Raw genomic sequence first — 18180 nt, forward strand, 5'->3', positions numbered from 1 at the left:
CCGAAATGTCGCGCCGTGTGAAGCGCCCGTCACGGTGTCCTCACGGTTCCCGCCGCGGATGTGTGAGATCGCGCGGCTACCGCGATCGGGCTATCCCAGCTGGCCGGCCAGCGCCCGGCCGATGATCCGCGCGCCCTCGGCGAAGCGTTGCGGATCGGGTCCACAGAAGTTGAGCCGCAGGTACGGCCCCGAGGGTTCGGCCGGAAACCACTCGTTGCCCGCCGCCACCAGTACCGATTCGGCCTCGCAATCGCGCACCAGACGCTGCAGGTTGGTCGCATCGGGCAGGCGCAGCCACAGGTGGAGCCCACCGCGGGGGACCTGCTCCAACCGCGCACCGGGCGCATGCTCGGCCACCGCGGCGATCAACAGGTCACGCCTGACCCGCAATTGCTGCCGAAGACCACGCAGGTGGGTCCGCCAGGCCGGCTGGGTGACCACATCGAGCGCGGCGGCCTGCAGCAACCCGCTGACATACATCGACTCCGCACCACGGTCGGCCAGGAGCCGATCGCGCGCGGGGCCCCTGACCACCATCGCGGCCACCCGGATGGACGGCGACACACTCTTGGTCAGCGATCTCAGATAGATGACGTGGCCGGCATCGTCGGATGCCGCGACCGGCCGCGCCGTGCTGTCGATGCCGAAGTCATGCGCCCAGTCGTCCTCGATCAGGAAGGCGCCGTGGCTGCGCACCACCTCGAGAATCTGGGCGGCGAGGTCGGGATGCCATTGCGCCCCGGTCGGATTCGCGAAATTGGGCTGCGCGTAGAACACGCGCGCACCGGTTTCGGCGAAGGCTCGCGAAAGCTCTTCGGGCTCGGGTCCGTGCGGCCCGCTGGGCACCGGCACCAGTCGCACCCCACACTGGGCCGCAGCCAGGATCGCCCCCCAGTAACTGGGCGACTCGATCAACATCGGCTGCCCGAATCCGACCAGCGCGCGAAAGATCGAGCTCAGCCCGCTCTGACTGCCGGGCAGCACGATCACCTCGCGCGCGGTCGGCGCCGTCACGCCGCCTCCGAACGTCTCGGCTAGTTCCTGAGCAAACCACGCCTGCAGGTCAGGACGGCCGGGTGCGGGTGCCGGATTCACCGCAGCCTCCCCGCGCGCGGCACGGGTCAGTGCGCTGCGGACCAGGCGCTCGGGCAGCAGATCCCCGACGGGATAACCGGAGTGCAGGGCGATCACGTCGGGTGCGACGCTGCGCAGCGGCGTCGACAAGGCCGGGATCCGCGCGTGCGGGGATCGCAGCGCGGCCGTCTGCCAGCCGTAATCCGGCAGCCGGTCCGTGCGCACCGCGCGCACGAAAGTGCCTACGCCGGTGCGGCTTTCCACCAGCCCGAGGCCGCGCAGCGTGCGCATGGCCTTAGCGACGGTGACCGGACTGGCCGCATATTCGGCCACCAGGGCGCGGTTGGACGGCAGCTGCGCCCCGGGTGGCGCGGTGGCGATCCATTTCCGCAGCCCGGACACGATGCGGTCAGTGCTATCGTTATCCATGTTGATACAGAGTAGCGCTACTGTGCAGAAGTCGTCAGCGCTATCCCACTCGGGGCTGTGGTGGGGACTGCTGGGTGTCACGGCTTTCTCGTTCACGATCGTGTTCACCAAGGTCGCCACCGGTGGGCTGTCCGCGCTGTTCATCGGCGCCGGCCGCGCCGTCGTCGCCGCCGCCATCGCGGGGGTAGCCCTGGCCCTGACCCGGCAATCGCGGCCGACCGCCCGGCAATGGGCCCGGCTCACGGTCGTCGCGGCCGGCGTCGTTGCGGGGTTCCCGCTACTGACGTCGTATGCACTCACCGTGGTTCCGGCCAGCCACGGCGCCATCGTGGTCGCGCTGCTTCCGGCCGCCACCGCGGTGTGCGCCGTGGTGCGTGGCCACGAGCGACCGCCCGTCGCCTTCTGGGTGATGGCGGCGGCCGGCGCGATTGCCGCGGTGGTGTTCGCCATGGTGCACGGCTCCGGTTTCGGCCACCTGAGCTGGGCTGACCTGCTGCTCTTCGGTGCCGTGCTGGCCGCCGCGGTCGGGTACGCCGAGGGCGGGTTGTTGGCCAGGGAGCTGGGCGCCTGGCAGACGGTGTCGTGGGCCCTGGTGGTCGCCGCACCGGTGATGCTGGCCCTCACGGCACTGGCGGTGGTGCAGCAGCCGCCGGAGGCGACGCCGGCCCAGTGGGCCGCGTTCGGCTACCTGGCGGTCGTCAGCATGTACCTGGGTTTCTTCGCGTGGTACCGCGGGTTGGCGATCGGGCCGATGACCCAGGTGAGTCAGGTACAGCTGATCCAGCCGGTGATGACGATCGCCTGGGCGGCCCTGTTACTGCATGAGGGGCTGACCTGGACGACGGTACTCGGCGGTGCCGTCGTGATCGGGTGCGCCGCCCTGGCCGTCCGCATCCGGCTGCGATGACCGGCTAAGGGTTGGTGGAATCCGTTGGGTTCCACCAACCCTCGCAGTTCAGATCTTCGCCAGGAAGTCCGAGCTGTACACGTCGCCGCGGATACGCCCCGGCGGCGGCGGCCCCTCGACCACCACGTAGGCCTCGGTCGCGTCGGCGAGGGCAGGCCCGGAGACCGTGACGGTCGCGGTGCCGCTGGCGTCGGTATGCAGCACACCGCTGGACACCCCCGGGTCGCCCGGGTTACAGGTGGCCGCACCCGAACGGGGCATCTGAATGAGCCGGACCCGGTAGGCGGCGCCGGGCCAGGCCGTCTGCATGTGGACCTGGGCGCGCACCTCGGACCCGTCACTGCCGATATCGGCCCAGCCCGAGCCGGGCCCGGAACCCACGCCGTCGAGGAACAGCGGCGCGACGAAGTCGCAGTTCCGGATCTGAATCGACAACGGCACGAACGTCGACGCCGCGGCCGGGGCCACCCCGAGCCCACTCAGCGCCACCGTGCCGGTCGCCGCCAGCGTCACCGTGTGTTTTGTGCGCCAAACCATCGCCCGCATCCCGCCTGCTCGACGTGCCAGTGCGTCATTATTGGCACACCGGGCACGTCGAGAAGCGGCACTTCGCACAAATTGGCCGAACGGTTCGGCGGCCCCTGGGCCGGCCTAGCGCCAGCGCCCCAGGATCTCCTTGGCCCGAGCACCCAGCGACCACTGCAGGAACGGCCCGAAGGTTATGCGCCCCACACCGATCGCCGCCAGCTCCGCACGGTCGGCGGTGTCGGCCGGAACCGTCACACTGACCGGGAGCGGCACCTCGGAAACGAAGCGCGCCAACCCTTCCGGGTCGCGGAGGCCGGCCGGGAACAGCGAGTCGGCACCCGCGGCCGCCGCTTCGGACAGCCGGGCGATGGCCCGGTCCACCCGGTCGGCGTCTTCGCCGTCATTGCGCAGGAACAGGTCGGTACGCGCGTTGATGACCACATGGACACCGGCGGAGTCGGCAGCCGCACGCAGCTGCCCCACCAGTTCGGCGTGCTCGGCCGGGCTGCGCAGCCGCTTGTTCTCCCGGTGCACGGTGTCCTCCAGGTTGAAGCCGACCGCGCCGACGTCGAGCAGGCCTTCGATCACGCGCTGCGGCGCCTCGCCATAGCCGGACTCGATGTCGACCGACACCGGCACGTCGACCGCGTCGGTGATCTGCCGTACCCGGGCCAGCAGGTCGTCGAACGACATCACCTCGCCGTCGGCCTTGCCGATTGAATCGGCGACCGGATGGCTACCCACGGTCAGTGCGGAGAACCCCTCGTCGACGGCCAGCCGGGCCGACCAGGCGTCCCAGACCGTGGGCAGCACAACAGGGTTACCGGGTTGATGCAGCGCCAACAGCGCCGCGGCACGATCCTGCAACGTCGACTCACTCATGCGTTCCTCCAGGCGCTCAGATGTCCCTTGACCGGCCGCGAAGCCAGCGAAAACAACACTACGGGTCGGGCCTCGACGGCTCGTTCGGGCGGCCCGGGCCCCACCTTTCGGACGTGATGCGCATCACGTTCCGATCGTGATGTGGCTAGCATTGGGTGTCGTACTGTGAGCCCTGACACCCTTCAGCCCGAGGAGGTCACTTGTCCACCACCACCGAGTTCACCGAACTGCACAATCTGATCGGCGACATGCGCCGGTGCGTCACCACGTTGGCGGCGAAGTACGGGGATTCCCCCGCCATGCGCCGTGTGGTCAACGACGCCGAGCGAATCCTCAACGACATCGAGCGGTTGGACATCGACGCCGAAGAGTTGGAGATGCGTCACGGCGTGACACGCCAACAACCGGCCCGCGAAAAGATCGGGATCCCCGACACCCAATACGGCAGCGAGTTCTGGCAGGACGTCGCTGACGAGGGTCTCGGCGGATACCGCTGAGCTCGCGGGCCTTTGCCGCCCGCGAACAATTGAACTGAAGAAAGGGAACCGTGAGCGCACCCACCGCTGACCGTCGCGCGACCGGGGTCTTCTCGTCCACACGAGCGCAGATCCCTCAACGCACCCTACGGACCGATCGGTGGTGGCAGGCACCACTATTGACCAACCTGGGGCTTGCGGCGTTCGTCATCTACGCGACGATCCGGGCATTCTGGGGCAGCGCGTACTGGGTGGAGGACTACCACTACCTGACGCCCTTCTATTCACCCTGCGTCAGCACCGCGTGCGCGCCGGGGGCCAGCCACTTCGGCCAGTGGGTCGGGGAACTGCCCTGGTTCATCCCGATGGCGTTCATCTCACTGCCGTTCCTGTTGGCCTTCCGGCTGACGTGTTACTACTACCGCAAGGCGTACTACCGGTCGGTGTGGCAGTCACCGACCGCCTGCGCGGTCGCCGAACCGCACGCGAAATACACTGGTGAGACCAAGCTTCCGCTGATCATGCAGAACCTGCACCGGTACTTCTTCTATGCCGCGGTGCTCATCTCGTTGGTCAACACCTATGACGCGATCGTCGCGTTCCACTCGCCGTCCGGATTCGGGTTCGGCCTCGGCAACGTCATCCTGACGGTCAACGTCATCCTGCTGTGGGTCTACACGGTGTCCTGCCATTCGTGCCGGCACGTCACCGGCGGCCGGCTCAAGCATTTCTCCAAACACCCTGTCCGCTACTGGATGTGGACACAGGTGAGCAAGCTCAACACCCGCCACATGCTTTTCGCCTGGATCACGCTGGGCACCCTGGTCCTCACCGACTTCTACATCATGTTGGTGGCCAGCGGCACCATCTCCGATCTCAGGTTCATCGGCTGAGTCGGCGAGCCGACTTTCTTTGGCCGACAAGTACGTACACGCAAGAAGGCGAGTGGGGATTTTCATGGGCGAGTTGGAACGGCACAGCTACGACGTAGTCGTGATCGGTGCCGGCGGGGCAGGTCTACGCGCGGTGATCGAGGCCCGCGAACGCGGTCTGCGAGTGGCCGTGGTGACCAAGTCGTTGTTCGGCAAGGCCCACACCGTGATGGCCGAGGGCGGCTGTGCGGCCGCGATGCGCAACGTCAACACCAAGGACTCCTGGCAGGTGCACTTCGGTGACACCATGCGCGGCGGCAAGTTCCTCAACAACTGGCGGATGGCCGAACTGCACGCCCAGGAAGCCCCCGACCGGGTGTGGGAACTGGAGAGCTACGGCGCGCTGTTCGACCGGACCAAGGACGGCCGGATCAGCCAGCGCAACTTCGGCGGGCACACCTATCCGCGGCTGGCCCACGTCGGCGACCGCACCGGCCTGGAGATCATCCGGACGCTCCAGCAGAAGATCGTCTCGCTGCAGCAGGAGGACAAGGCCGAGCTCGGCGACTACGAGGCCCGGATCCGGGTCTTCCACGAGTGCTCGATCACCGAGCTGATCAAAGACGGTGACCGGATCGCCGGCGCATTCGGGTACTACCGCGAGACCGGCAATTTCGTGCTGTTCGAGGCGCCCGCGATCGTGCTGGCCACCGGCGGCATCGGCAAGTCCTTCAAGGTGTCGTCGAACTCGTGGGAGTACACCGGCGACGGCCATGCCCTGGCCCTGCGCGCCGGGTCCGGCCTGATCAACATGGAGTTCATCCAGTTCCACCCCACCGGCATGGTCTGGCCGCTGTCGGTGAAAGGCATCCTGGTCACCGAGGGCGTGCGCGGCGACGGCGGAGTGCTCAAGAACTCCGAGGGCAAGCGGTTCATGTTCGACTACATCCCCCCGGTGTTCAAAGGCCAGTACGCCGAGACCGAGGAAGAAGCCGATCAATGGCTCAAGGACAACGACTCCGCCCGGCGCACCCCTGACCTGCTCCCCCGCGACGAGGTGGCCCGGGCCATCAACTCCGAGGTGAAGGCGGGCCGCGGCTCACCGCATGGCGGCGTGTACCTCGACATCGCCTCGCGCATGCCGACCGAGGAGATCAAGCGCCGGCTGCCGTCGATGTACCACCAGTTCATGGAGCTGGCCGAGGTCGACATCACCAAGGACGAGATGGAAGTCGGCCCCACCTGTCACTACGTGATGGGCGGCATCGAGGTGGATCCCGACACCGGTGGCGCGGCCACCCCCGGTCTGTTCGCGGCAGGTGAGTGCTCGGGCGGTATGCACGGCTCCAATCGTCTTGGCGGCAACTCACTTTCGGACCTGCTGGTGTTCGGACGACGGGCCGGGCTCGGTGCGGCCGACTATGTGGCGGCGCTGCCGGAGCGGCCAAAGGTTTCGGAGGCCGCGATCATCGAGGCGACCGAGCTGGCGCTGGCCCCCTTCGAATCGCACGCCAACCCGGAGAACCCGTACACCCTGCACGCCGAACTCCAGCAGTGCATGAACGACCTCGTCGGCATCATCCGCAAGGCCGAGGAGATCGAGGAAGCCCTGGCCAAGCTCGCCGAGTTGCGGACCCGCATCCACAACGTCACCGTCGAGGGCGGTCGCGTGTTCAACCCGGGCTGGCACCTGGCCATCGACATGCGCAACATGCTGCTGGTCAGCGAATGCGTGGCCAAGGCCGCCCTGGCCAGGACCGAGAGTCGCGGCGGGCACACCCGCGACGACTACCCGGACATGGACGCCAACTGGCGCAACACGCTGCTGGTGTGCCGTACGGCCGGCGATGATCAGGTGGTGCCGGACGTGACGGTCACGCCGGAGTCCCAGCTGCCGATGCGGGCGGACCTGTTGGCCACCTTCGAACTGTCCGAGCTCGAAAAGTATTACACCGAACAAGAACTGGCCGAGCACCCCGATCGGAAGGGCTGATATGGCGGCGTACGACGCGAACCTGCGAGTCTGGCGGGGCGATGACACCGGTGGCGAGTTGCAGGACTACACCGTCGAGGTGAACGACGGTGAGGTGGTGCTCGACATCATCCACCGGCTGCAGGCCACCCAGACCCCCGACCTGGCCGTGCGTTGGAACTGCAAGGCAGGCAAGTGTGGGTCCTGCTCGGCGGAGATCAATGGCCGGCCACGGCTGATGTGCATGACCCGGATGTCGACGTTCGACCCGTCCGAAACGGTGACCGTGACTCCGCTGCGGACGTTCCCGGTGATGCGCGACTTGGTGACCGACGTGTCGTTCAACTACGAAAAGGCGCGTCAGATCCCGTCGTTCACACCGCCCAAGGATCTGCAGCCCGGCGAATACCGGATGCAGCAGGAGGATGTGAACCGCAGCCAGGAGTTCCGCAAGTGCATCGAGTGCTTCCTGTGCCAGAACGTCTGTCACGTGGTGCGCGATCACGAGGAGAACAAGGAGGCGTTCGCCGGGCCGCGGTTCCACATGCGGATCGCGGAGTTGGACATGCACCCGCTCGATGTCCTGGACCGCAAGGACATGGCTCAGGACGAGTTCGGGCTGGGCTACTGCAACATCACCAAGTGCTGCACCGAGGTGTGCCCGGAGAACATCAAGATTACCGACAACGCTCTGATCCCGATGAAGGAACGGGTGGCCGACCGCAAGTATGACCCGATCGTGTGGTTGGGCAACAAGCTGTTTCGGAGGTAGTTCTCCGCACCGACATCAACGAAATGGTCGTTCCCAACCGCCGGGAACGACCATTTCGTTGTTTTGAGCGTGCTGAACGCCGGGTGGCCCGATCGGATGCGCGCGTAGGCTCGAGGCACAGCAGCCAATCAGCGTCGAAAGGCAGCTTCATGACCATGGGACACACGCACAGCATCACCGAAATCCGGACCGCGATCCGCGAACTGTCGCTCCGGGCCGACCTGGCCCGCAAAGAGGGCCGTCCGGACGATGCCGGCGAGATCGAACAACGCATCGCCATATACCGCGAAGAACTGGCCGCACGACCCTGAGTCGGGCCTTCCGCAGCAGGCGGGCGCCGTGAGGTCAGGCGCCGAGCTTGCGGAAGGTGCTGCGGTGGAAAACGATCGGTGCGACGTCGGCGTTGACCGTGATGTCGCTGACTCGCAGCACCACGATGGTGTGGTCGCCGGCTTCCACCAGTTGCTCGATGGAGCTCTCCAGCCACACGCTGGTTCCGTGGATGAACACCGCACCCGACTCACGTGACTCGGTCTCCAGCCCGGCGAACCGATCGCCGGTCTTGGCGGCCAGCGTGCGGGCCGCGGCATCATGAGACTCGCCGAGCACGCTGATCCCCAGTGACGGCCGATCCTTCAGCTTGGGCCAGGTGGTCGAGGAGTTCTGGACGCAGAACGACACCAGCGGCGGATCGAGCGACACCGGCACGAAGGTGCTGGCGGCCAATCCGACCAGGGTGCCCTCCACCTCGGCAGCGATCGCGATGACACCGGACGGGAAATGGCCGAACGCTTCACGCAGCGACGTCGGGCTCAGTTCTGTTGCGCTCATAACATCTCCATCTTCACACAGCACCTCGTCACTCCTGCTTCGCCCGCCCATAGCCGTGAGCGGCGGCCACGTCCGGGTGGGCCCGGATCCGGCTCTTCCACGCATTGCGCCCGTAGACCGAATAGATCTGCTCGTTGGACGGGTCGGCAGTGACGCCGCGGGCATGCGCGGCGAGGTCGTCGGGCAGGGTCAGCACCGGCAGCTCGGCGTCCAGCCGCGGGTTGAAGAAGTACGGCACCGAGATACGCTCCGCCGAGCCGACCCGCACCCGGTGTTCGGTGGCCCGCAGGTAGCCGCCGCTGGCGATCTCCAGCAGTTCACCGATGTTCACGATGAACGCCCCGGGCAACGGATCGACGTCGATGAACGTGCCGTCGCCGCCACGCACCTGCAGGCCACGACTCCCGGGGTCGGCCAGCAGCAGCGTCAGCACCCCGGCGTCGCGGTGCGCACCGACACCCTGGGCGGTCTCGGCCTGAGCCGGGTATCGCACGATCTTGATCAGCGTGGCCGGCGCCTCGGCGAACGCCGCGTCGAACACACTGGGATCGGCACCCAATCCGACCGCCCAGCGCTGCAACAGGTTTCGGCCGACGCGGGCCAACTCGGCATCCCACTGCGCGATGATCTCGGGTAGGTCCGGCAGACCGTCAGGCCACTGGTTCGGCCCCTGCAGCCGCAGATAGCCCGGCTCAGGATCGCGCACCGGAGCGCGTTCGGGACCGATATCGATCTGCTCACGCCAGTCGACCCGTCCGCCGGTGAACTCCCCGCCCAGCCGGGTATAGCCCCGGAAATGCGGGCTGTTGGTCATCGCGATCGCGTCCTTGGCCTCCTGGGGCAACGCGAAGAACCGCCGCGCGGCGTCCAGCAGCTGGTACGACAGCGTGTCCGGGACCCCATGACCGGTCAGATAGAAAAAGCCGACATCGTGGGCAACCTGGCGCAGCCGCTCGGGCTCGTCGTTCAGATCGACGACCGGCAGGGCCGTCCGCACAGACGTCACGCGCTCCATCATCGTCGCGACCGGCGACATCGGCCAGGGTCACGATCACGCCGAACACAACTGCTGACCCGGACGGTAAGTTGGCGGCCATCATGTGGATCGCTCTCCTGGTGATGGCCGCCGCCGTCAGCCTGGAGCCGTTCCGGATCGGGATGACGGTCCTGATGCTCAATCGCCCCCGGCCGCTGTTGCAGCTGTTGGCCTTCCTCACCGGCGGTTTCGCGATGGGCACCACGGTGGGCATGATCGTGCTGTTCATCCTGCGCCCGGCTCTCGGGTCGGCCCACTTCACCCTGCCCCGGGTGCAGGTGGCGGTGGGGGCCCTGGCGCTCGTGGTGGCGGCGGTCGTCGCCACCGGCAAGCTGTCCGGCCTCCGCGGGCCGAGACCCGACCGGGAACCGGGACCGCTCGCGACGCGCATGCGTCAACTGCTGCGCGGTCACTCGCTGTGGACGGCAGGTGCAGCGGGTCTCGGCATCGCCCTGCCGTCCATCGACTACCTCGCGGCGCTCGCGCTCATCGTCGCCTCCGGAGCCGCGGCCGCCACCCAGGTCGGGGCCTTATTGCTGTTCAACGTGGTGGCGTTCGGGCTCGTGGAGATCCCGCTGATCTCCTACCTGGTGGCCCCGGACCGCACCCGCGCAACCTTGGCCGCCCTGCAGGACTGGCTGCAGACGGACCGGCACCGCAAACTCGCGGCGGTGGTCGCCACGGTCGGCGCCGTGTTGCTCGTCGTCGGGCTCGTCGGCCTGTAAGCCCGGCTACACCAGGTTTGCTCAGGCGTCCAACCGAGTGAACTCGTCCTGCCGGTACTGCTCGACACAGGCTGCGCGCCGGACCTTGCCGCTCGTCGTCGTGGGAATCGAGCCGGGAGACACCAGGACGAGATCGCCGACGTTCAACCCGTGCGCATTGGATATCGCCGAGGTGACGTCGCTCTTGATCTCCTTGAGCCAGTGCTCTGCCTCGACGGTGGACTCGCCCCGCTTCTTGATCTCGACGACGGTCACCAGTTTCTCGGTGGCGTTCACCGGAACCGAGATCGCCGCGACCCGGCCCCCGGTGATCTGCTGGACCGTCGCCTCGATGTCCTCGGGATAGTGGTTACGCCCGCGGATGATCAACAGGTCCTTGATGCGCCCGACGATGAACAGAGCGCCCTCGGAGACGAAGCCGAGATCGCCGGTCTTGAGCCAAGGGCCGTCAGGTGTTCCCGGCGACGCGTCGACGAGAGTGGCGCCGAAGCACTGCTGTTCCTCCGGCGATCTGCTCCAGTAGCCGGCCGCGACGTTGTCGCCGTGCACCCAGATCTCACCGACCACGTCCGGCGCGCATTCCCGGTTGGTGTCGGCATCGACGATTCGCACCGCCGGTGACTGCGGCACCGCGTATTTGACGAGCGCCGAACCCTTTCCGGCCGCACACCGCCGGACCCGGCCGGCGGACAGTTCGTCGGCATCGAAGTGCACGGTCTCCGAGGATTCGCTCCAGGTGCCCGTCGCCACGAACACGGTGGCCTCCGCCAGTCCGTACGAGGGGCGCAGCATGTCCTCACGAAAATTGAAGTGGGCGAACCGGTCTGCGAAGCGCTCCAACGTAGCCGGCTCGACGCGCTCGGCACCGTTGATGATGCCGATCACCCCGCCGAGGTCGAGTCCGGCGAGGTCGGAGTCCTTGGTCTTGCGGGCGGCCAGGTCGAACGCGAAGTTGGGGGCCGCGGAGAAGGCGCGCGGATTCTCGGCGAGCGCCCGGATCCAGCGGGACGGTTGCTCGAGGAACGCCACCGGGCTCGTCAGCGCGGCGCGATAGCCACTCAGGATCGGAGCGCACACGCCCAGCACCAGCCCCATGTCGTGGTAGAAGGGCAGCCACGACACGATGGTCGCGTCGTTGGCGGTTTTCACCTGGGCATCCGCGAAGAACCCCCGCATCAGCTGCTCGAAGTTCGCCTGCACGTTGCGGTGCGAGATCATGACGCCGGTGGGCAGCCGGGTCGAACCGGAGCTGTACTGCAGATACGCCGTCGTCGGGAACTCGGCGGCCAGGGCGGCCCCGTCGAGACCACCTGAACCGTCGTCGGCGTCCAGATTCAACGAGTCGATCGCGACGATCTTCGGGGCGGTGTTCATCCGGGACTGGTCGACGTAGTCTCCGACATCCTCGGCGACGGCGGATGTCGTCAGGACCAGCGACGGCTTCGTATCGACGAAGACCGCACTCACCCGGTCATGGCTCGAGCCGCGGTGCGGCATGGGCAGCGGCACCGCGATCAGCCCGGCCTGCATGGAACCCAGGAACGCCAGGATGTACTCCAGGCCTTGCGGGGCCAGGATCACCGCCCGGTCACCGACCGACCCGTGCAGGCTGATCTCGCGGGCCACGTTCATCGTCCGGCGCGACAACTGCGACCACGTCAGGGTCTCGGTGATACCCGCCGGATCGGTGCCGTATTCGGTGAACGTGAAGGCGACGTCGTCAGGGCGCAGGGTCGCACGTCCGTGCAGCATCGAGAGAATCGTCGACTGCGGAGTGGACATCAGCCCGCACCGTTGGGGTTGAGCACGGACATCGCCGCGTCGACGAGCTCCGACATCGGGTCGCCGCCACCGCCGAACGTCGCCTCGTTGGCCGGTGCGGTGACTTCCAGGGGGTCGAAGCCGTTCACCGGGTCCACCGTGACCGGGGCCGTTGCCGGATCATCGTTTCGCGAGTAGCCCGCGTCGACCATGGGCAGCAGGACCGCGTCCAGCCTGTTGAGCGTGTCCTTGTCGTAGCCGAGGTACTTGAAGGGCAACACCAGGGGAAGGTGTTCTTCTGGCACCAGGTACGTCGTCGTCGTCGCACCCTTGGAGTTGACCGTCGTCCTGATGTTCTGCGGCGGAACGTTACTCGGGTTGGTGAACGCGATGGCGGTGTGACCCGAGGCCAGCCCCGCGATGGCGTTGATGACGCTCATCCAGTTGTCGGGCCGGTCCGGCCAGTCGGCGATGCTGTCGTAGGCCGAGATGAACTGGTCGGTGTGGTACTGGCTCTCCACCGGGGCCGGGATGCGGTAGTCCATGAACGGCACGACGCTGCCGACGGGGAAGTTCTGGGTCAGGAAGCTCTCACCGAAGGGATGCTTGGCGATCGGATCGCCGAAGGTGGCGAAGGACAGTTGGTCCGGGGGCGGCGCCGTCGGATCGTTGGCCAGCCGGGCCTTCACGGCGTTGAGCACGAGCGCGCCCTCGGACAGTCCCATCGCAGTTCCCTTGCCGCCGTTGCGGATGGCGGCGTCGAGGTTGCCTTCACCCTCGTCGACCGATTCGCCGATGCTGGGACCGTCGAGTCCCAGGCCGGGATAGATCCGCTCGCCGACCGCGCCGATACCGGGAAAGAGACGTTCGAGGGTGTGTCCCTGAACCTGCCCGGCCGGGTAGTCGACCTTGACCCGCTTCATGCCGGGGAACCAGTGCTCGCCCGTCATCCGGATGTACTCGTCGTAGGGGATTCCGAGGACGTGGGCGCCGCCGAGCGCGTACGCGGTCCCGGGGCCTGAGGTACCCGGAGCCGGCGGGGCCGGCGCAGGCCCAGGTGGTGGCGGCTCCTCGGCCCACGCATGCACGGGCACACCCAACGATCCGGTGACGCCCGCAGTCATCAATACCGCAAGTCCTGCAAGGAGTTTCTTCATACCCACTCCTGATCGCCCCGCTTCGTTTCGTAGTCTCACACACATCGCGCCCGCGCGCTCATCCGTCATTCCGTGCGCAACTTCCGCCTTGCCGCTCATGTGAGCACCTTCCTTCCGGCGGCACGCGACGGCCACCAATTCGCCTTGCCGACCAGGGCAGCGATGGCGGGCACGGTGATCGTGCGGACCAGGAAGGTATCCAGCAGGATGCCCACCCCGATCACGAATCCGCCCTGGATCACGATGCCGATGCTGGAGAACAGCAGGCCGGCCATCGAGGCCGCGAAGATCAGGCCCGCCGCGGTGATCACCCCGCCCGTCGAACTCAGGGTGCGGATGACGCCATACCGGGTGCTGTGCGGCGACTCATCCCGTAATCGCGATACGAGCAGCATGTTGTAGTCCGCACCCACCGCGATCAGCACCACGAACGCCAATGGCGGCACGCTCCAATGCAATTGCTGGCCCAGGATCGATTGGAACACCAGGACACCGATGCCGACCGCGGCGAAGTACGAGACCACCACCGACCCCACCAGGTACAGCGGTGCCACCAGCGAGCGCAGCAGCAACATCAGGATCAGGAGCACCACGATGAGCGTCGCGATGATGATGAACCGGATGTCCTGCTGGTAGTAGTCACGGGTGTCCCGCAGCGCGGCGGGGTATCCGCCCATCGATATCGAGGCGTCGGCCAGCGTGGTGTTCGGCTGTGCTCCCCGCGCGACGTCCTGGATCTGATTGACCTGATCCATCGCCTCGGGGCTGAACGGGTCGAGTTTGGTCTGAACCAGGTACCGCACCGAGCGACCGTCCGGCGAGACATAGGCCGCGGACGCCTTCTTGAACTCCGCGAGATCCAGGACCTCGGGGGGAATGTTGAACCCGGCCTGTGCCGGATCGGCGGCGTCGGTGCGCATCGACAGCAGGAACGACGAGGCCTGGTTCAACCCGGCCGAGATGACCTTGACCTGCTTGACGAGTTCGTCGACGCCGCCGGCCACTTCCCGGCTGCCACCGGCCAGGCGGTTGGCCCCCTGCTGCAGATCCTTCACACCGGACTTCGCGCCGCCGGGCTTGTTCAGCCCCATGGCCTTGACCGCCTTGTTGACGCCGGCCAGTGCACTGTTCAGCTTGGTGATCGTCGTGTTGAGGCTCTGGTTGTCATCGCCGGCCCCCTGCAACTGGTGCGCGAGATCGTTGATGCGGTCCAGACTTCCGTCGTTATTGGCATCCATCAGTCGCTGAAACTGCAGACGGGTGTCGCTGCACGACGGGTTGGAATCGCAGACCGGGTTGTTCTGGAGCGCCGCGAGCACCGGGCCGATCCAGGCGAAGATGTTCTTGACGGCGGCGAAGTTGACACCCATCGAGTTGGCCAGCGCGTTGATGCTCTGCACGAGCTTGGCCGCCACCTCGACGTCGCGCACCAGCTTGTCGCCACCGTATTCACTTCGCGCCGAGGAGAACGTGTCGACCAGGTTCTGGATGCTCGGCGCGATCTGGTTGATCTGGGTGCGGACGTCGGCGAGGCTGTCCGCCAAGGTGTTCGCCCCGGCCGACAGCCGGTTGAGGTCACCGGAGCGCTGGTCGATCTGGGCGGAACCGTCGGCCAATCTGGTGCCGACGATGCCCGCCTGGAACGTCGCCCGGAATTCGGCGGGCACCTCCCCGAGTGGCCGGGTGATCCCGCTGACCAGACCGACGTCCGGAAGTTGAGCCACCCGCGACGCCAGCTGCTCCAGATCGGCCAGGCCTCTCGGGGTGCGCAGATCGTGCGGCGACTGGATCAGGATGTACTCGGGAATGGACTGGCTGATCGGGAAATGACGTTCCAGTGCGGCGTAGCCGATCGAGCTCGGCGCCGACGCCGACACCACCTTGCGATCGTCGTAGTTGTACTGGGCGAAGATCGCGGCGCCGGCCAGCAGCGCCAGCACGAGCAGGCTCGCGACCAGATGCGGCACGGGCCGGCGCACGATGCGGATTCCCGATCGCCGCCAGAACCGGGAGGTCAGCTCACGCCGCGGCTTGACCCACCCGCGTGGGCCGGCCAACACCAGGATGGCCGGCAGCAGAGTCAACCCGGCAAGGTAGGCGACGCCGATCCCGATCGCGGCCGACACTCCGACGGTTCGGAACACACCCATCTTGGTGAAGCTCAACAACAGGAAGGTGATGCCCACCGTCGCGGCCGACGCGGTGATGACCTTGCCGATCGACAGCATGGCCGCCCGGACCGCCTGGTCGAACTCCTTACCCGACCGCAGATAGTCGTGGTAACGGCTGATCAGGAACACCGCGTAATCGGTGCCCGCCCCGGCCATGATCGCGCTCAGGAACACGATGGACTGGTTCGAGACCCCAGCACCGGTCAGCTGCGAGAAGCCCGCCACCAGTGACTGCGCGATGAGCAGGGACGACCCGATGGTCACCAGCGGCAGCAGCATCGTCACCACGCTGCGATAGACCAGCAACAGCACCGCCAGGACCAGAACGGCGATCGCGATCTCGATCGGTAGCCGGTCGCGTTCGCCTGCCACGGTGAGATCGGCAGCCGTGGCCGCGGGGCCGGTGAGGTGCACCTCCAGTGCGCTACCGGCGGTGCTGCGTTCGACGATGTCGGAAACCCGGTTGAACGACTCGATCGCCCGCGGCGTGCCCAACTCGCCCGTGAGTCCAACCGGAAGCACCCAGGTGGTCTTGTCCTTGCTGGTCAGGAACTGTCGCAGCTGCGGGGTGCTGACGAAATCCTGCACGCTGACGACGTCGGCCTGGTCGTCGCGCAGCGTGTCCACCAGCTTGCGGTAGGTCGCCTCATCGGCAGGGCCCAACCCACCCTCGTTGATCAGCGTCACCAACAGCAGGTCGTCGTTGGCCGATTCGTGGAACGCCTCGGTCATCTTCTTCGCGGTGACGCTGGACGGTGCATCGGCAGGCAAAATCGCGAGCGGATGCTTCTGCGCCATCTCGCCGAGCGAGGGGAACGTCAGAGGTAGGGCCACCAGCATCGCGGCCCAGACGCCGATCACCGCCCACGGCCACCGCACAACGAAGTCGGCTATTCGTCGCATGTCGCCCTCACCTTCACCCCGGCGTCGGGGTACCGCGGAAAATCCATGACCATCGTTTGCTCTCCGCTAGGCGACGCGGCCCCAGTGCCCGCTGTCAGCAACTCGTGAGGAGACCGCTTTCATCGCGCCCAGGTAGCGGGCGATCGATTTCTCGGCGACCGGGTTGTCGGGATGCATGATCGCCATGACCGTGCCCTCGCCGTACCGGAAGATGTAGATCGTCAATTGGTAGGAGAACCGATCGTCCGGATACATTCCGATGTTGTTGGCGAGGCCCATGTCGCCCGCCGCGAGTATGGCGTTGAGTGGCGCGGCGCCGCCGTGCAGAAAGTTCGATACCGGGAAGTTCGGCCGCGGCCAGTTCAACCACGGCGCCAACTCCAACACGCGGTAGTACGGCACTCTGGCCATGTCCAGGCCGGAATCGAAAGACGCCTGCGCCGCCCAGGCCGCATCGCTGAAAGAGGTCGCCGCCACCGGGACCGTGATCGGGATCAACCCGGTGAACCAGCCCTGTGTCATGAAATTGTCGCTCGCGGTGCGCGAATCCCTCGGCGTGAGGCCGTAATACGTGAGTGCGCCGGTGAACTCGTGTTCAACCAGCCCGAGGCAGGCGAACAGCCCACCGACGAATCGTGCGCCGGCCGCCGAACACGCCGCATCGAACCGTTCCGTTTGCGCCGGATCCAGCAGCACCTCGGACGACCAGGCGCTGCTCATCGTCTCGTTCGGGTTTCCCAGCGGCAAAGGAAACTCCGGAAAACCATCACTGTTGTTCTCGGCGAAGTCAATCCACGCGCGAACACCGGGAGAATCCAGGGTTAACGCCGAGGTGTATTCACGTTCGCGGATACAGAAGTCGTCGAAGCTACCGGCCTCCGGAAGCGTGAGGGCCTGACCGCTGCCGCTCATCGCCGAATACATTCCGTTGGCTTCCATCATGGTCGTGCCGATCAATGTCGCATCCCCGTGCACGTGATCCATGGCCGCGAAGAAAGTGAAGTGGCCGTCGCCCTGGATGATGCCGAACGTAAAACAGCCCCATTCCAGGGGATTCGGAATCGACACGACGTGCCGACGAATTTCGTCGACGGTCATCACACCCTGATCGACCGGGGCGAACTCGATATCGGCCGGATCTTCGATTGCATGCCTTACGAATTCGCCGTCGCCAACCTTTTCGAACCAACTTCTGAATGTGTCGTGCCGGCGCAGATAAGTGTTCACCGCGTGATCCATCGCAGCGATATCACATTGCCCAGCAACCTCACAGCTGGCGATGATCTGCCGGGAGAAGTTCAACCCCGCCGCTTTGCGCTCGGTGTAATTACGCAGATGTTGGCTCTGCATGTAGCTAACCGGCACCGCGCTCACCGGAGCGCGCCTCGCAGTTTCCTGAGCCGCCGCGGTTGGATGCCAGGATGTCACCGCGCCAGGACTCAAAGACCATTCATCAAGTGCGCCAACAGTTATCTTGCCGATCCGCAAATCCTGGCCCTCCCAGTAGTGATCCCAACGCAGCCGCTTGCCCGAGCACGCGGAACCCCCCGCGGCTCAACATACCCGTGCTCCCACGGCGAACGCTCGGAAGAAATTGACGCGGCAAGGGGAGCCGCGCGGTTCACAGCTTCGCATGCGATAGTGGTTCGAAGTTGATCTCCATGCGCTTCGGGGGGGCGCGGAG

The 18180-nt window shown here is 66.5% G+C and carries 16 protein-coding genes; 7 read left to right on the forward strand and 9 right to left on the reverse strand.

All coding sequences use genetic code 11. The features are described from left to right. Positions 1-90: 90 nt before the first annotated feature. Positions 91-1503, reverse strand: coding sequence for an aminotransferase-like domain-containing protein (locus tag BN4332_RS18980; protein WP_074133116.1), 1413 nt, complete (start codon positions 1501-1503; stop codon positions 91-93). Between BN4332_RS18980 and BN4332_RS18985 the strand changes: the two genes are divergently transcribed. After that, a complete protein-coding gene (locus tag BN4332_RS18985; protein ID WP_066900558.1) occupies positions 1502-2410 on the forward strand; it encodes a DMT family transporter in 909 nt (302 codons plus the stop codon). The two genes, BN4332_RS18980 and BN4332_RS18985, sit on opposite strands and share 2 nt — an antisense overlap. Before the next feature lie 48 nt (positions 2411-2458). Here the strand turns inward: BN4332_RS18985 and BN4332_RS18990 are convergent, their stop codons facing one another. Both BN4332_RS18990 and BN4332_RS18995 read right to left on the reverse strand, forming a co-directional pair. Next, on the reverse strand, positions 2459-2923 hold the full coding sequence (locus tag BN4332_RS18990) for a hypothetical protein (protein WP_235654142.1): 465 nt from the start codon (positions 2921-2923) through the stop codon (positions 2459-2461). A gap of 138 nt (positions 2924-3061) precedes the next feature. Further along, positions 3062-3820 carry an isocitrate lyase/PEP mutase family protein gene (locus tag BN4332_RS18995; protein ID WP_066900560.1) on the reverse strand — a complete coding sequence of 253 codons (759 nt, stop codon included), beginning with the start codon at positions 3818-3820 and terminating at the stop codon, positions 3062-3064. Positions 3821-4020: 200 nt separating this feature from the next. On the opposite strand from BN4332_RS18995, the gene BN4332_RS19000 reads away from it, so the two are divergent. The 5 genes from BN4332_RS19000 to BN4332_RS19020 all read left to right on the forward strand — a co-directional run bounded on the left by BN4332_RS19000 (position 4021) and on the right by BN4332_RS19020 (position 8223). Next, on the forward strand, positions 4021-4317 hold the full coding sequence (locus tag BN4332_RS19000) for an Rv0250c family protein (protein WP_066900562.1): 297 nt from the start codon (positions 4021-4023) through the stop codon (positions 4315-4317). Positions 4318-4367: 50 nt separating this feature from the next. Next, positions 4368-5189, forward strand: a complete 822-nt coding sequence (sdhC, locus tag BN4332_RS19005; RefSeq protein ID WP_066900565.1) for a succinate dehydrogenase subunit SdhC — start codon at positions 4368-4370, stop codon at positions 5187-5189. A gap of 64 nt (positions 5190-5253) precedes the next feature. Next, complete coding sequence (locus BN4332_RS19010) at positions 5254-7161, forward strand: fumarate reductase/succinate dehydrogenase flavoprotein subunit (protein ID WP_066900707.1); 1908 nt, start codon at positions 5254-5256, stop codon at positions 7159-7161. Position 7162: 1 nt separating this feature from the next. Beyond that, positions 7163-7912, forward strand: a complete 750-nt coding sequence (locus tag BN4332_RS19015; protein WP_066900567.1) for a succinate dehydrogenase/fumarate reductase iron-sulfur subunit — start codon at positions 7163-7165, stop codon at positions 7910-7912. Positions 7913-8061: 149 nt separating this feature from the next. Beyond that, positions 8062-8223, forward strand: a complete 162-nt coding sequence (locus BN4332_RS19020) for a hypothetical protein (protein ID WP_096866946.1) — start codon at positions 8062-8064, stop codon at positions 8221-8223. Between the two features lie 34 nt (positions 8224-8257). Here the strand turns inward: BN4332_RS19020 and BN4332_RS19025 are convergent, their stop codons facing one another. Further along, a complete protein-coding gene (locus BN4332_RS19025; RefSeq protein WP_066900569.1) occupies positions 8258-8743 on the reverse strand; it encodes a flavin reductase family protein in 486 nt (161 codons plus the stop codon). Between the two features lie 28 nt (positions 8744-8771). Further along, positions 8772-9749 (reverse strand): isopenicillin N synthase family dioxygenase, encoded by a 978-nt coding sequence (locus BN4332_RS19030; RefSeq protein ID WP_435405166.1) that lies wholly within the window; start codon positions 9747-9749, stop codon positions 8772-8774. Between the two features lie 92 nt (positions 9750-9841). Between BN4332_RS19030 and BN4332_RS19035 the strand changes: the two genes are divergently transcribed. After that, the gene (locus tag BN4332_RS19035) at positions 9842-10504 is read left to right on the forward strand and encodes a GAP family protein (protein ID WP_066900573.1); all 663 of its coding nucleotides are present in this window, start codon (positions 9842-9844) and stop codon (positions 10502-10504) included. Between the two features lie 21 nt (positions 10505-10525). On the opposite strand, the gene BN4332_RS19040 is transcribed toward BN4332_RS19035, so the two are convergent. The 4 genes from BN4332_RS19040 to BN4332_RS19055 all read right to left on the reverse strand — a co-directional run bounded on the left by BN4332_RS19040 (position 10526) and on the right by BN4332_RS19055 (position 17984). Next, positions 10526-12286 carry an AMP-binding protein gene (locus BN4332_RS19040; RefSeq protein ID WP_074133117.1) on the reverse strand — a complete coding sequence of 587 codons (1761 nt, stop codon included), beginning with the start codon at positions 12284-12286 and terminating at the stop codon, positions 10526-10528. Beyond that, a complete protein-coding gene (gene pe / locus BN4332_RS19045; RefSeq protein ID WP_066900575.1) occupies positions 12286-13422 on the reverse strand; it encodes an acyltransferase PE in 1137 nt (378 codons plus the stop codon). The genes BN4332_RS19040 and pe overlap by 1 nt, the downstream gene beginning before the upstream one ends. A 95-nt stretch (positions 13423-13517) precedes the next feature. After that, positions 13518-16496 (reverse strand): MMPL/RND family transporter, encoded by a 2979-nt coding sequence (locus tag BN4332_RS19050; protein ID WP_066900576.1) that lies wholly within the window; start codon positions 16494-16496, stop codon positions 13518-13520. Between the two features lie 66 nt (positions 16497-16562). After that, positions 16563-17984 (reverse strand): condensation domain-containing protein, encoded by a 1422-nt coding sequence (locus BN4332_RS19055; protein ID WP_066900578.1) that lies wholly within the window; start codon positions 17982-17984, stop codon positions 16563-16565. Positions 17985-18180: the final 196 nt, after the last annotated feature.

Source organism: Mycolicibacterium houstonense, from assembly GCF_900078665.2.
GTDB lineage: Bacteria > Actinomycetota > Actinomycetes > Mycobacteriales > Mycobacteriaceae > Mycobacterium > Mycobacterium houstonense.

Coding starts and splice junctions, on each gene's coding strand:
- BN4332_RS18995 (WP_066900560.1), bottom strand. CDS start 3,820: ATGAGTGAGTCGACGTTGCAGGATCGTGCCGCGGCGCTGTTGGCGCTG.
- BN4332_RS18985 (WP_066900558.1), top strand. CDS start 1,502: ATGTTGATACAGAGTAGCGCTACTGTGCAGAAGTCGTCAGCGCTATCC.
- BN4332_RS19050 (WP_066900576.1), bottom strand. CDS start 16,496: ATGCGACGAATAGCCGACTTCGTTGTGCGGTGGCCGTGGGCGGTGATC.
- pe (WP_066900575.1), bottom strand. CDS start 13,422: ATGAAGAAACTCCTTGCAGGACTTGCGGTATTGATGACTGCGGGCGTC.
- BN4332_RS19035 (WP_066900573.1), top strand. CDS start 9,842: ATGTGGATCGCTCTCCTGGTGATGGCCGCCGCCGTCAGCCTGGAGCCG.
- BN4332_RS18980 (WP_074133116.1), bottom strand. CDS start 1,503: ATGGATAACGATAGCACTGACCGCATCGTGTCCGGGCTGCGGAAATGG.
- BN4332_RS19015 (WP_066900567.1), top strand. CDS start 7,163: ATGGCGGCGTACGACGCGAACCTGCGAGTCTGGCGGGGCGATGACACC.
- BN4332_RS19020 (WP_096866946.1), top strand. CDS start 8,062: ATGACCATGGGACACACGCACAGCATCACCGAAATCCGGACCGCGATC.
- BN4332_RS19040 (WP_074133117.1), bottom strand. CDS start 12,286: ATGTCCACTCCGCAGTCGACGATTCTCTCGATGCTGCACGGACGTGCG.
- BN4332_RS19025 (WP_066900569.1), bottom strand. CDS start 8,743: ATGAGCGCAACAGAACTGAGCCCGACGTCGCTGCGTGAAGCGTTCGGC.
- BN4332_RS19010 (WP_066900707.1), top strand. CDS start 5,254: ATGGGCGAGTTGGAACGGCACAGCTACGACGTAGTCGTGATCGGTGCC.